This is a genomic window from Streptomyces sp. NPDC043726 (genome assembly GCF_056436565.1).
This window is the reverse complement of the sequence record NZ_JBWKCI010000005.1, coordinates 373,150-386,505: the sequence shown is the minus strand read 5'-3', so window position 1 is coordinate 386,505 and position 13,356 is coordinate 373,150. Positions and strand designations below refer to the sequence as shown.

Annotated in this window: 12 protein-coding genes; 3 read left to right on the top strand and 9 right to left on the bottom strand. The window is 71.9% G+C overall.

The features are described 5' to 3' along the window. Positions 1–16: 16 nt before the first annotated feature. Positions 17–841: an SDR family oxidoreductase gene (locus tag AC068Z_RS17340; protein ID WP_478556012.1), complete on the top strand. Its 825-nt coding sequence runs from the start codon at positions 17–19 to the stop codon at positions 839–841. On the opposite strand, the gene AC068Z_RS17335 is transcribed toward AC068Z_RS17340, so the two are convergent. The 5 genes from AC068Z_RS17335 to AC068Z_RS17315 form a co-directional block, all read right to left on the bottom strand. Continuing rightward, positions 820–2,337: an SDR family NAD(P)-dependent oxidoreductase gene (locus AC068Z_RS17335; protein WP_478556010.1), complete on the bottom strand. Its 1,518-nt coding sequence runs from the start codon at positions 2,335–2,337 to the stop codon at positions 820–822. The genes AC068Z_RS17340 and AC068Z_RS17335 overlap by 22 nt on opposite strands. 216 nt (positions 2,338–2,553) lie before the next feature. Beyond that, complete coding sequence (locus AC068Z_RS17330; protein WP_478556008.1) at positions 2,554–3,888, bottom strand: wax ester/triacylglycerol synthase family O-acyltransferase; 1,335 nt, start codon at positions 3,886–3,888, stop codon at positions 2,554–2,556. A 293-nt stretch (positions 3,889–4,181) separates the two neighbouring features. Next, a complete protein-coding gene (glgC, locus tag AC068Z_RS17325; protein ID WP_478556356.1) occupies positions 4,182–5,402 on the bottom strand; it encodes a glucose-1-phosphate adenylyltransferase in 1,221 nt (406 codons plus the stop codon). A 51-nt stretch (positions 5,403–5,453) separates the two neighbouring features. Next, positions 5,454–6,605, bottom strand: coding sequence for a glycogen synthase (gene glgA / locus AC068Z_RS17320; RefSeq protein WP_478556006.1), 1,152 nt, complete (start codon positions 6,603–6,605; stop codon positions 5,454–5,456). Positions 6,606–6,639: 34 nt separating this feature from the next. Next, positions 6,640–7,377, bottom strand: a complete 738-nt coding sequence (locus AC068Z_RS17315) for a (2Fe-2S)-binding protein (RefSeq protein ID WP_478556004.1) — start codon at positions 7,375–7,377, stop codon at positions 6,640–6,642. A gap of 198 nt (positions 7,378–7,575) precedes the next feature. Here AC068Z_RS17315 and AC068Z_RS17310 point away from each other — a divergent pair, with 198 nt between their 5' ends. Continuing rightward, positions 7,576–8,655 (top strand): DMT family transporter, encoded by a 1,080-nt coding sequence (locus AC068Z_RS17310; RefSeq protein ID WP_478556002.1) that lies wholly within the window; start codon positions 7,576–7,578, stop codon positions 8,653–8,655. Here the strand turns inward: AC068Z_RS17310 and AC068Z_RS17305 are convergent. Then, complete coding sequence (locus AC068Z_RS17305) at positions 8,645–9,784, bottom strand: transglycosylase family protein (RefSeq protein ID WP_478556000.1); 1,140 nt, start codon at positions 9,782–9,784, stop codon at positions 8,645–8,647. The genes AC068Z_RS17310 and AC068Z_RS17305 overlap by 11 nt on opposite strands. Positions 9,785–10,060: 276 nt before the next feature. Here AC068Z_RS17305 and gndA point away from each other — a divergent pair, with 276 nt between their 5' ends. Further along, on the top strand, positions 10,061–11,500 hold the full coding sequence (gene gndA, locus AC068Z_RS17300; protein ID WP_478555998.1) for an NADP-dependent phosphogluconate dehydrogenase: 1,440 nt from the start codon (positions 10,061–10,063) through the stop codon (positions 11,498–11,500). Positions 11,501–11,938: 438 nt separating this feature from the next. On the opposite strand, the gene AC068Z_RS17295 is transcribed toward gndA, so the two are convergent. The 3 genes from AC068Z_RS17295 to AC068Z_RS17285 form a co-directional block, all read right to left on the bottom strand. After that, complete coding sequence (locus AC068Z_RS17295; protein WP_478555996.1) at positions 11,939–12,283, bottom strand: GNAT family N-acetyltransferase; 345 nt, start codon at positions 12,281–12,283, stop codon at positions 11,939–11,941. Between the two features lie 37 nt (positions 12,284–12,320). Further along, on the bottom strand, positions 12,321–12,740 hold the full coding sequence (gene panD, locus AC068Z_RS17290; RefSeq protein WP_269663018.1) for an aspartate 1-decarboxylase: 420 nt from the start codon (positions 12,738–12,740) through the stop codon (positions 12,321–12,323). 132 nt (positions 12,741–12,872) lie between these two features. Continuing rightward, positions 12,873–13,340 (bottom strand): MarR family winged helix-turn-helix transcriptional regulator, encoded by a 468-nt coding sequence (locus tag AC068Z_RS17285; protein ID WP_478555992.1) that lies wholly within the window; start codon positions 13,338–13,340, stop codon positions 12,873–12,875. Between the last annotated feature and the right edge of the window lie 16 nt (positions 13,341–13,356).

The window sequence follows — 13,356 nt, the reverse complement described above, 5'->3', positions numbered from 1 at the left end:
ATGAGACCGTACGGCGATGACGTCGCCGTACGGACTGCACGGCAGGACCGCCCTCGTCACCGGCGCCACCCGCGGCATCGGGCTCGCCGTCGCCCGTGCGCTCACCGAGGCGGGGGCACGGGTGTGCGTGACGGCACGGAACGCGGCGGAGGTGGGGCGGACGGCGGCGGAACTGGGCGGCGCGGGGCTGCCCGGAGACGTGTCGGACCCCGGCCACCTCTCCGCCCTGGTGGACCTGTGCCTGCGGGAGTTCGGCCGCCTCGACATCGTGGTCAACAACGCGGCGACGAACCAGCCGTACGGCCCCCTGATGGACGTGGACCCGCGGTCCTGGCGCACGGCGTTCACGGTGAACGTGGAGGCACCCCTGCGCCTCGTCCAGCACGCGTGGCGGGCGGGGATGCGCGACCACGGCGGCTCGGTGGTCAACATCTGCACGGAGGGCGCCGAACACGTCGGCCCGAACATCGGCGCCTACGGCACCAGCAAGTCCGCCCTCCTCCACCTCACCCGCCAGCTCGCCGGCGAACTGGCCCCGAAGGTCCGCGTCAACTCGGTCTCCCCCGGCCTCATCCGCACGGAGATGGCCCGCTTCGTGTGGGAAGCGGCGGAACAGCGCATCGCCCCGACCCTGCCGCTGGGCCGGATCGGCGAACCCGAGGACGTGGCCCGGGCCGTGACCTGGCTGGTGTCGGACGCGGCGGACTGGATGACCGGGGCGGACCTGGTGGTGGACGGCGGCACTCGTGTACGGGCGGCTCAGGCAACCCCAGGCGGCCAGGGGAATGCCGTACACGAAGTGCTCCGTGCCTCAGCGGCTCACCACTTGCCCGGCGCGTAGTCCTTCATGAAGACGCCGTACAGGTCCTCGCCCGTCTCGCCGCGGACGATCGGGTCGTAGACGCGGGCCGCGCCGTCGACCAGGTCGAGGGGGGCGTGGAAGCCCTCGTCGGCGAGGCGGAGCTTGTCGTAGTGGGGGCGTTCGTCGGTGATCCAGCCGGTGTCGACCGAGGTCATGAGGATGCCGTCGGTCTGGAACATCTCCTGGGCGCTGGTCCGGGTGACCATGTTCATCGCGGCCTTGGCCGCGTTGGTGTTCGGGTGCCCCGCGCCCTTGTAGCCGCGACCGAACACGCCCTCCATCGCCGAGACGTTGACGACGTAGGCGCGGCCGGAGGAGGCCTTGCGCGCCGCTTCCGCCATCACCGGGCGGAGCTTGCTGATCAGGATGAACGGCGCCGTGTAGTTGCACAGCTGGGTTTCCAGGAGCTCGACCGGGGAGATCTGCTCGATGGTCTGCACCCAGGTGTTGGTGTCGACGACGTCGGGGACGAGTCCGCCCGCGTCGATGGCGGTGCCGTCGCGGTGCCGCTCCACGCTGGCGTTGCCGGCGACCAGAGCGAGGTCGGCGACCTTCTGGGCGTCCAGCCCGGAGACCCCGAGCGGCAGCGCGGCCAGGCCGTCCACCGCGCCGGAGTTGAAGGCGCCGATGACCTGGTGGGCGGGGAGTTCACCGGCGGGCAGCGGGGCGGACTCGCCCTCCACCAGGGCGGCGTAGGCCGACGGCAGGCGCCGTACGGTCTGGGTCGCGTTGTTGATCAGGATGTCGAGCGGGCCCGCCGCGGTCATCCGGTCGGCGAGCTCGACGGCCTGGGCCGGGTCACGCAGGTCGATCCCGACGACCTCCAGGCGGTGCATCCAGTCCGCGGAGTCGTCCATGGCCTTGAAGCGGCGGATGGCGTCCTTGGGAAAGCGCGTGGTGATCGTGGTGTGCGCGCCGTCCCGCAGCAGCCGCAGCGCGATGTACATGCCGATCTTGGCGCGGCCGCCGGTGAGCAGCGCGCGCTTGCCGGCCAGATCGGCGCTCGCGTCGCGCTTGGCGCGGTTCACGGCGGCGCAGTCCTGACAGAGCTGGTGGTAGAAGTAGTCGACTTCCACGTACCGGGCCTTGCAGGTGTAGCAGGAGCGGGGGCGCTGGAGTATCCCCGCGATCTTCCCCGCCTCGGTGATCGACGACGGCAGGATGCCCTCCGTCTCGTCGTCGATGCGCTGCGCGGAGCCGGTGGCCGTGGCCTCCGTGACCGCCTTGTCGTGGGCGGTCTTGGCGGCCCGGCGCTCCTGTCGGCGGCGCTGCTTGACCGTGCGGTAGAGGCCCGCCGTGGCCCGGCGCACGGTGATGGCGTCGGGGTGGTCGACCTCGAGCTTGTCGAGCTCCTCGAGCACGCTGAGGCAGACGGCGAGCCGCTCGGGGTCGATGCCGGGGCCGTACACGACCTCGTCACCGGGCTCGCGCACGACCTCTTCCGTGGTCGCCGGGCCTTCCTCTGTCACCGTCATGCCGCTGCCGTTCCCTGCTCACCCGTGCGGCCCCGAGGGCCGCGTCCGCTGTCGAACGGGGAATTCTACGGAGCGGAGGGCCGCGCCGCCAAAAACCGGCAGGCGCCCGGGGCCGGGGCCGGGCGCCGCGGACGGTGTCCTGACGGGAGCCCTCACGGCCCTCGGCCTGCACGAACCTGCGTTCGTGGGACGGAGGGGGCGCTCAGCAGCCCGCGGTCAAGGGTCGCAGGCCGTGATCAGCGTCTCCACCTCCGCCGTCAGCGCCGCGGCCAGCCGGTCCAGGTCCGGTACCGCCGCTCCGTCGGCCACCAGGCCGTAGTGCACCTGGCCCCGGTAGGTGGAGACCGCCACCGCCAGGGACTGGCCGTGGGCCAGCGGGGCGTAGGGGAAGACGGCGGTGACCGGGTTGCCGCCGAGCTTCAGGCCGAGGCCGGGCAGCGGGACGCTGGTGACCAGGATGTCGAACCAGAGCCGGGCGGCCTGGCTGACGAGGGGGCCGCCGAGCCGGTGGCCGAGCGCCGGCACGTGGTCGGCGAGCAGGGCCACGGCGCCCGCGCCGCGGTTGGGGCCCGCGTCCTTGTTGCGGTCCATGGCGGCGCGGACCGTGCCGAGCCGGCGCAGCGGGTCGGGGTCGTCCACCGGCAGCCGCATCAGGTAGCCGGAGAGCCGGTTGCCCTGGGGGTGCGCGGTGCGCGGGCGGCGCCTGGAGACCGGGATCAGGGCGCGCGGCGCGACGCCCTCGCTGCCGTCGCCGCGCTCGTCGAGCCAGCGCCGCAGCGCGCCGGCGACGACCGCGATGAGGACGTCGTTGACGGTGCCGCCGACGGCCTTGCGGATGATGTGCACGTCGTCGATGTCGACGACGACTCCGGCGGTACGGCGGGTTCCGCTGGCCTCGGAGGTGAGCGCGGCGGTCGTCCGCGCGCCCAGGGTGGACACGGCCACCGAGGCGCCGATGTCCAGCGCCCGGCCCACGTCGGAGAGGGCGCCGCGGACCAGCCCCGGCAGCTTGCGCACGTCCGGCAGCAGCCCGCGCGGGGGTTCAGCCGGGCGGGGCCGGGGCTCCGGCAGGTCCATCGGGTCGAGGACGGCCGCGGCGAGGGTCAGCGCGCGCAGCCCGTCGGCCAGGGCGTGGTGGAACTTGAACAGCACCGCGAAGGACACGCCGTCCTCGCCGGGCAGCACATGGGCCTCCCAGGGCGGCCGGCCGCGCTCCAGGGGGCGTTCCATGAGGCGTCCGGCGACCGCCTGGAAGTCGTCGGTCGGGGCGTGCAGCCGTACGTGGTCGAGCGGGTCGAAGTCGGGAGCGGGCTCCCGGGCGGCGCCGCCGAAGGCGAGCGGTCGTACGCCGAACGGCTGCCACACGTCCCGGATCCGCATCCGCAGCCCGGGGACCGCCGCGGCGCGGGCGGCGAGCAGGTCGGCGGCGTGCGCCCCGGCCGTGGGCGAGTGCGCGGAGAACACACCGAGAGCGCCGAGGTGCATCGGGTGCCGCTCGGACTCGATGTTCCAGAACGCCAGGTCGAGGGGGGCCAGCAGGTCAGAAGTCAAGGGCTTGCCTCGCGTCGACGACGGGTGGACAAGCAGTCAATCGCCCTTGGCCGATTACGGTCAAGTACGATCAAGCTACACACAGTTAACAGCAGATTAAGTCCCGCCCCACGCGAAAGGGGCGGGACTCATGGTGCATATGAGGCCACTTCAGCACGGGTTACAGCGCCGGGCATCCCGAGGAAGTCACCCGGGAGGCGTCACGAATGAGTGCCTTGGGCGCGGCTTTCGGCCGTCGCCCACCACGGCAGATCGCCGCCGATCCAGGTACATGACAATCGTCGGCGGGGGCGCTACGAAACCACCTGCCCCTTCCCCAGCGCGATCACCCCGTTCTTGGACACCGTGTACAGCTCCGCGTCGCGTTCCGGGTTGACGCCGATCGTCGCGCCCGGGGGGACCTCCACGTTCTTGTCCAGGACCGCCCCGCGCACCACCGCGCCCCGGCCTATGCGGACGTTGTCGTGGAGCACCGAGCCCTGGACCACCGCTCCGGGGTCGACCCGGACGCCCGGTGAGAGCACGGAGCCGGTGACCTGGCCGCGGATGAGGCAGCCGGCGCTGATGATCGACTCCCCCGCGATGCCGCCCGCGCTGAAGCGGGCCGGGGAGAGCTGGTTGGAGTGGGTGTAGATGGGCCACTGCCGGTTGTAGAGGTTGAAGGCGGGGCGCTCGGCGATCAGGTCCAGGTGGGCGTCGTAGTACGCGTCCAGCGTGCCGACGTCCCGCCAGTACCCCTGGTCCCGGGTCGTCTCGCCGGGCACGTGGTTGGCGCTGAAGTCGTACAGCTGGGCCTCGCCCCGGTCGGTGAGCTGGGGCAGGATCGAGCCGCCCATGTCGTGCACGGACCGCTCGTCCTCGGCGTCGCGCTGGAGCGCCTCCACGAGGGCCTTGGTGGTGAAGATGTAGTTGCCCATGGAGGCGAACACGCACCCCGGGTCGTCCGGGAGTCCGGGCGGGTCGGCCGGCTTCTCCAGGAAGCGCTCCACCGTCAGGCCGTCGGAGCCCGGACTGATCACGCCGAAGGACGACGACTCGCTGCGGGGGACCCGTATGCCGGCCACCGTCACGCCCGCGCCGGACTCGATGTGCTGGGCGAGCATCTGCCGCGGGTCCATGCGGTACACGTGATCGGCGCCGAACACGGCGACGTACTCGGGGCGTTCGTCGTGGATCAGGTTCAGGGACTGCAGGATCGCGTCCGCGCTGCCCAGGTACCAGCGCGGGCCGAGGCGCTGCTGGGCCGGGACCGGCGTGACGTAGTTGCCGAGCAGGCTGGACATCCGCCAGGTCGTGGTGATGTGCCGGTCCAGCGAGTGCGACTTGTACTGCGTGAGCACGCAGATGCGCAGGATGTCGCCGTTGACGAGGTTGGACAGGACGAAGTCGACGAGCCGGTAGGTGCCGCCGAAGGTGACCGCGGGTTTCGCGCGGTCAGCGGTCAGAGGCATCAGGCGTTTGCCTTCTCCGCCCGCCAGCACGATTCCGAGCACCGAAGGTCCGCCACGACGCATGGCCACTCCCCTCACCGTGGTTGATCCATGCCTGCCCCCGCACACGGCCCCCTACGCCTGTTCGAGGACCTCCTCGTAGAGGCGGACCGTGCGCCGCGCCACCGCGTCCCAGCCGAACTCGCCCACCGCGCGCTCCCGTCCGGCCTCACCCATCGCCCGGGCACCCTCCGGATCCCCGATGACGGAGTCCAGGGCTCGGGCGAGAGACGTCTCGAAGTCGTCGTCCACCGGCACCAGAAGCCCCGTCTTTCCGTCCTCGACGACCTCGGGGATCCCGCCGGTCCGCGAGGCCACCACGGGAGTTCCGCAGGCCATCGCCTCCAGGTTGACGATGCCGAGCGGTTCGTACACCGATGGGCAGACGAACACGGCCGCGTGCGTGAGGAGTTGGATCACCTCGGGGCGCGGGAGCATCTGCGGGATCCAGTGCACGCCCGCCCGGGCCCGGCTCAGCTCCTCGTAGAGCTCACGGAACTCCTGGTCGATCTCCGGGGTGTCGGGGGCGCCCGCGCACAGCACCACCTGGGCGGCCGGGTCGATGTCCCGTACCGCGCGCAGCAGATGGGGCACGCCCTTCTGGCGCGTGATCCGGCCGACGAACAGGATGTACGGGCGGGAGCGGTCCAGGCCGATCCGGTCCAGGACGTCGGTGTCCGGATCCGGGCGGTACAGACCGGTGTCGATGCCGTTGTGGATCACGCGCACCCGGGCCGGGTCCAGCGCCGGGTAGCAGGCGAGGATGTCCTCGCGCATGGCGCCCGACACCGCGACGACCGCGTCCGCGGCCTCGATCGCGGTGCGCTCGGCCCAGCTCGACAGGGCGTATCCGCCGCCGAGTTGCTCGGCCTTCCAGGGGCGCAGCGGCTCAAGGGAGTGCGCGGTCATCACATGCGGGATGCCGTACAGCAGCTTGCCCAGGTGGCCGCCGAGATTGGCGTACCAGGTGTGGGAGTGGACGAGTTCACCGCCCTCCAGGGCGGCGGCCATCGCGAGGTCGACGGAGAAGGTGCGCAGCGCGTCGTTGGCGGTGTCGAGCGCGGACCAGGGCCGGTGCCGCAGCACGCCCTCCGCGCGGCCCTCGCCCCAGCAGTGCACCTCGAGGTCGACCAGGGGCCTCAACTCCCGGGCGAGGAACTCCACATGAACGCCGGCACCGCCGTAGACGTCCGGCGGGTACTCCCGGGTCAGCAGTCCCACTCGCACCCGCAACCCCCTGTCTCAGCCGGTTCCCTCATGGTCACCCAGATGCGGCGCGTGGGGAAGAGCGCGGGGGCCGTGTGAAGCAGCAGTCGCCGCACACGCCCCCGCCCGGCACCCGGTAGTAGAGACAGCAACTGCGCCGCCGCAGGGTCGCGTCGAGGGTGCCCGCGAGGCGGGGGTGCGCGAGGAGCCCGGCGGTCAGGGCACGGGTGCGTACGGCGGCCTCGGTACGGCCCTGGGCCCGCGCCCACCGCTCCAGCTGCCGGGCGGCGCCGGCCAGCGCGGATCCGGCGTTGCCCCACAGCAGGCCCTCCGCGACCTTGTAGCGGTCGTGCACCAGCGCGGTCAGCGGTTCGAGGTGGGCGTGCAGGACGGCGTCCGCCAGGTCCTGGGACGAGGGCCGCACCTCGGGGAGCCACAGATCGTCGGGCGCGCTGCCGTCGGGGTCCCAGCGCAGCAGCCGCGGGTCGAGGTCCGGGAGCCGGCCGTAGACGACCGCGCAGCCGAGGGCCACCGACCACAGCCGTGCCGCGAGGCCCTGCTGGGCCACCGAGGCCGCGATCCGCAACTCGGGAGCGCGCAGGGATTCGGCCACCTTCCGCACGCGAAAAGTCATAGAATTCTCGTAAACATCCGATGATGTTCCGTCATAGATCTCGGCCAGGGTGGGCAGGGATCGCGCGGGCGCTCCGGAGGCGCGTAGGACGAAGAAGCCGCCGAGGGGTCGGAGGGCGATGAGTCCGGGGTCGAGGTCCACGAGGAGCAGTAGTACCAAGGCCGGCCGTAGCGGCCTCGGGGGGTACCACCCACCCTGGGGAGGACGGCGGGCGTTTTGTACTCCATCGGCAGTAGGAGGCATTGCGTGCTCAGGTACGACGACGGGAAGAAGTTTTGAGGGCATCGTGTTGGCTATGGAAGCCGACCGTTCGCCGCGCGGGACGAAGCGCCCCCGCCTCACGCAGAGGAGCAGCTCATGAGCGCCCTCGCGTTGTCCGTGCTGCTGTCGCTCGTCTCCGCTGTCGCCTACGCGGGCGGAGCGATCGTGCAGGAGCATGTCGCGGTGTCCACGCCCGGGCAGAGCTACGCGCCGCTGCGCCGGCCGACCTGGTGGGCCGCGGTGGCGCTGAACGGCCTCGGCGGACTGCTGCACGTGGCGGCCCTCGCCCTCGGACCCCTGAGCCTGGTCCAGCCGCTGGGCGCGCTCACCATCGTCTTCGCGCTGCCGATGGCGGCCCTGTTCGTCGGCCGCAAGGCCGGGTCGACCGCCTGGCGGGGCGCCATCATGGCGACCGTCGGTCTGGCCGGTCTGCTCTCCCTGGTCGGCGCGTCCGAGTCGCAGTCGCTGGGCACCGCCGAGCGCACCGGGGTCGCGCTGGTCACCGCGGGTGCCGTGGTGGCGCTGATGATCGCGGGCCGGGCGGCCCACCGGCACCCGGTGGTGCGCAGCGTGCTGCTGGCGACCGGGTCCGGTATCGCCTTCGGTATGTCCTCGGTGTTCACGAAGATCGTCGCCGTCGACTGGAACGGCGGGGTCTCGGCGGGCGACCTGCCGTCCCTGGCCACCATCGGCGTCTTCGCCACGGCCGGACTGCTGCTCTCGCAGGCCGCCTACCGCGGCGCCGGACTCGCCGCCCCGCTGGCCGTGCTGACGGTGGTCAACCCGGTGGTGGCGGCCGCGGTCGGCATCACGATGTTCGGTGAAACCTTCCGCTACGGCACCACCGGCACCGCGCTCGCGCTGAGCTGTGGCGTGGTCGCGGCGGGCGGTCTGATCCTGCTGACCACGGAGCGCATCGCACGCACCGAGCCGAAGGCGGCACCGGCGCTCCCGAACGAGCCGGCGCCCGCCGAGAAGTCGGCGCCCGCCGTGAAGCCCGCGGCGGCCAAGGAGCCGTCGTCCGCCAAAGAGCTGGTGATCGTGCTCCCGGCGCAGCAGAACGACACGCTGACGACGCCCAGCAGCTCCCCGCCGCAGCTGTACGGCCCGTTCTACGGCGGGCCGTACGTCCCGATGCCGGTCCTCGACCGGCACCGGACCCGCATCAAATCCTGACTCCGCCTGCCCTCAGGTAGGCCACCGGGTCGATGTCCGACCCGAATCCGGGCCCGGTCCGCACCTCGAAGTGCAGATGCGGGCCCGTGCTGTTGCCCGTGGAGCCGGAACGGCCGATGCGCTGACCCGTACCGACCCGCTGACCGTCCTTCACGGAGATCGCCGAGAGATGGGCGTACTGGGTGTGGCGGCCGTCCCCGTGCCGGATCACCACCTGGTAGCCGAAGGAGCCCTCCCAGCCCGCGCTCACCACCGTGCCGTCCGCCACGGACTGCACGGACGTGCCGGTGGCCACGGGGAAGTCGACGCCGGTGTGGTAGCCCTTCGACCAGGAGGTGCCCGCCTTGTGGTACGGCGTGCCGGTGGGCGCGCTCACCGGCGAGACCATGGTCTTCTTCGAGGACTTGGCCGCTGTCTTCTCCGCGGTCTGCCCGGAGTCGCGCTTCTTGGGCTGGGACTGCTTCGGCTGGGACTTCCCGGGCCCGGACTTCTCCGGCGCGCTCTTCGTGGCCGGCCTGCCGTCCAGCGCCAGCCGCTGGCCCGGCAGGATCAGGTCGGGATCGGCGCCCACGGTCGACCGGTTGGCGTCGTACAGCCGCTGCCAGCCGCCCCGGACGTCCTGGTCGTCGGCGATCGTGGAGAGGGTGTCGCCGCGTACGACGGTGTACATCTGGGCCTTGCCGGCCCGGGACTGCGGTGTGGTCTGCGGCTTGACGTCCGGCGCCGAGGTCTTGAGCCGCGGGGCGTCCCCGCCCCGGGTCAGCCCGGCCTGGACCGAGCAGACCGGCCAGGCGCCGGGGCCCTGTCCGTCGAGGACCTTCTCCGCTATGGCTATCTGCTGGTCCTTGGTCGCCAGGTCGGCCCGGGGCGCGTACCGGGTGCCGCCGTACTGCTCCCAGGTGGACTGGGCGAACTGGAGGCCGCCGTAGTAGCCGTTGCCGGTGTTGATGTTCCAGTCGTTGGTCGACTCGCACGCGGCGACCTTGTCCCAGGTCTCCACGTCGGCCGCCTGCGCGGTTCCGGTACCGATGAGCGGGATCGCCATCCCGGCGCTGCCCGCCGTGACGGTGAGCGAGGCGCGGTTGATCCTGTTCGGCTGATACCGGCGGTGCCGGCCGCGTACGGCCATATCTGTGCCCCCTCGACATGCGTCAGGAGGGCCAAAAGTAAGCGCCCGTAACAGGCCATGACAAGACGGCAATCGGTCGTGCTGTGGCTCAAGAGGCCCGACGCAGACTCCAGTTGAAATCGACTGAGGCGGCGCCGGTATCGCGTACGTATCTGGCTGCGGAACATCGAGCAGCCCGGACGTGCGGTGGACGTACCGGCACGTCAAGATGGTCAGCGGCAATACTGGCGGGCAGGAACGGCACCACCGATACCGGATTCCTTAGGAGTCAACCGTATGAGCAGTACAGCCCAGATCGGCGTCACGGGTCTCGCGGTCATGGGACGCAATCTCGCCCGCAACTTCGCCCGCAACGGCTACACGGTCGCGGTGCACAACCGGACGTCGGCGCGGACGCACGCGCTCGTGGCCGAGTTCGGGGACGAGGGCGAGTTCATCGCGGCCGAGACCGCCAAGGACTTCGTGGCGGCGCTGGAGCGGCCCCGCCGCCTGGTCGTCATGGTGAAGGCGGGCGAGCCGACCGACGCGGTGATCCAGGAGTTCGCCCCGCTCCTGGAGCCCGGCGACATGATCATCGACGGTGGCAACGCGCACTTCGCCGACACCCGGCGCCGTGAGCGCGAACTGCGCGAGCAGGGCATCCACTTCGTCGGCATGGGCGTCTCCGGCGGCGAGGAGGGCGCGCTGCACGGACCGAGCATCATGCCGGGCGGGCCGAAGGAGTCGTACGACTCGCTCGGACCGATGCTGGAGAAGATCTCCGCGAAGGCGGCGGACGGGGCGCCCTGTGTGACCCACGTCGGTCCGGACGGCGCCGGGCACTTCGTGAAGATGGTGCACAACGGCATCGAGTACGCCGACATGCAGCTGATCGGCGAGGCGTACCAGCTGCTGCGCGAGGTGGCCGGCTACTCCCCCGCCCAGATCGCGGAGATCTTCCGCACCTGGAACACCGGGCGCCTCGACTCCTACCTGATCGAGATCACGGCCGAGGTGCTGGCGCACGTGGACGCGGCGACCGGGAAGCCGTTCGTCGACGTGGTCGTGGACCAGGCGGAGCAGAAGGGCACGGGGCGGTGGACCGTGCAGATCGCGCTGGACCTCGGGGTGCCGGTGTCCGGTATCGCCGAGGCCGTCTTCGCGCGGTCCCTGTCCGGGCACGCGGCGCTGCGGGACGCCTCGCGGCACCTGGCGGGTCCGAAGGCGACCGCGCTCGGCCCGGACGAGGCGGCGGCCTTCGCCGACCGGGTGGAGCAGGCGCTGTACGCGTCGAAGATCGTGTCCTACACCCAGGGCTTCCACGAGATCGACGCGGCGCGCGCCGAGTACGACTGGGACATCGACCTCGGCGCCGTCTCCGCGATCTGGCGGGGCGGCTGCATCATCCGGGCGGCGTTCCTGGACCGCATCCGCGCCGCGTACGACGCCAAGGCGGACCTGCCGAGCCTGCTGTCCGACGAGACGTTCGCGCGCGAGATCGCCGAGGCGCAGGACGACTGGCGCGAGGTGATCGTGGCGGCGACCCGGCAGGGCGTCCCCACCCCCGGCTTCTCGGCGGCCCTGGCGTACTACGACGCCCTGCGCGCCGAGCGGCTGCCCGCGGCCCTGACCCAGGGCCAGCGGGACTTCTTCGGCGCCCACACGTACCGGAGGGTGGACCAGGAGGGCTCGTTCCACACGCTGTGGGGCGGGGACCGGTCCGAGGTCGCCGGCTAGCGGTTCGGGGGTTGCCCGATCTCGCGGGTGAGGGGCGCGGGGAGCTGGTCGCGCGGTTCCCCGCGCCCCTCGCCTGCGTCGTCCGTGTCCTCGTTCAGCCGTTGCCCTTGCCCTCGCCCTCAGGAGAGGGGTGGGCCTGGTTCCGGGTTCGGGACCGGTTCCGGGCCCGGTGGGATCGGGGACGGGGTCGGGTCCGGGACCGGCTGAGGGCCCGGAGGTGTGGGCGCGGGGGGCGGCGGGCCCGGGGCCGGCGGGGGCTCCGGAGTCGGTACGGGGTCGGGCGTGGGTGCGGGGCCCGGGGTCGGGTCCGGGTGGACCGGGTCCGGGTACGGGTTGGTCATCGTGTCCTCCAGCCTGGGGCGAGCGTCGGCTCTCTGGACTACTGCCCCGCGTACCCCGCCTCGCCCGGACAGTCACCCGCCTGGGCCCCGCTGGTGGTCAGAAACGGCCGGGGTGGGCGACCAGCCACTCCTTGGCCGCGCGCAGGAGTTCGGGGTCGGCGGGCGGAGCCTCTTCGGGGTGGCGTTCGGCCCACTTGGTGACGTACGGGCACAAGGGGGCGACGACCGTGGCCTCGCGCTCGGCGATGGCGTAGAGCTCGCGGGCGAGGGAGCCCGCGATGCCCTTTCCCTCGTGGGCGGGCTCGACGATGGTGTGGACGGGGACCAGGGCGCGCCGGGGGCTGTCGAGGACGAAGTACTCGATGTGACCGACCACTTCGTCGCCGGCGAACGCCTCCAGGCGGCCCGCCGCCCGGTCGTCGCGGATCTCGGTCTCGCTCATGGGCACGCTCCTGGTCCCTCTGGTCCCTGTGCTTCCGTCAGGCCGGTACGGCCTGCGGGCTGCGCTCCTGGTCCGAGCCCGGCACCGGCTCGGAGGGGTCGGCACCGAGGGCCACGATCCGGTTGTCGCGGTCCACATGCACGACCCGCGGCTTCAGCGCCCGGGCCTCGGCGTCGGTGACCTGAGCGTAACTGATGATGATCACCAGGTCTCCGGGGTGGACGAGATGGGCGGCGGCGCCGTTGATCCCGATCACACCGGAGCCGCGCTCGCCCTCGATGACGTACGTCTCCAGCCGGGCGCCGTTGGTGATGTCGACGATGTGCACCAACTCGCCGGGCAGCAGATCGGCGGCGTCGAGCAGGTCCGCGTCGATGGTCACCGATCCCACGTAGTGCAGGTCGGCCTGGGTGACGGTGGCGCGGTGGATCTTGGACTTGAACATGGTGCGCAGCATCGATGCACTCCTGGGAAGATAGGCTCCCTGCCTGCGTTTTTGCAGGTCAAGGGCTATCTCGACACTCTACAGCCAGCGGTGCGGGAAGGGCCGTGACGGTCGCCACAGTCGGCGTCGCCGCAGTCGGTGCCGTCAGGAGGCGTCCTCGTCCAGCTTCTCGACCACGCGGGCGGAGATCTCGCCCAGCGTCCGCAGCTCGGCCGGGGTGACATGGTCGAGGAACAGCCGGCGTACGGCCTCCACGTGGAGCGGGGCGGCCGCCTCGATGGCCGTACGGCCCTCGTCCGTGATCGCGACGAAGGCGCCGCGGCCGTCCTCGGGGCATTCCTGTCGTACGACGAGGCCCCGTCCCGCCATCCGCGCGATGTGGTGGGACATCCGGCTCTTCTCCCACTCGAGGGCGCGGGAGAGATCCTGATAGCGCTGCCGGCCCTCCGGCACGTCCGTCAGGTGGACCAGGACCGCGAAGTCGGCGGCCGAGATGTTCGACTCGGACTGCAGCTGCCGCGCGAGCCGCCCGCCGAGTCTCTCCTGCAGCCGCACGAAGCTCCGCCAGGCCTGCTGCTCCTCCGCCGTCAGCCAGCGCACCGTCTCCTCCATGGAGAGAGTGTACGTG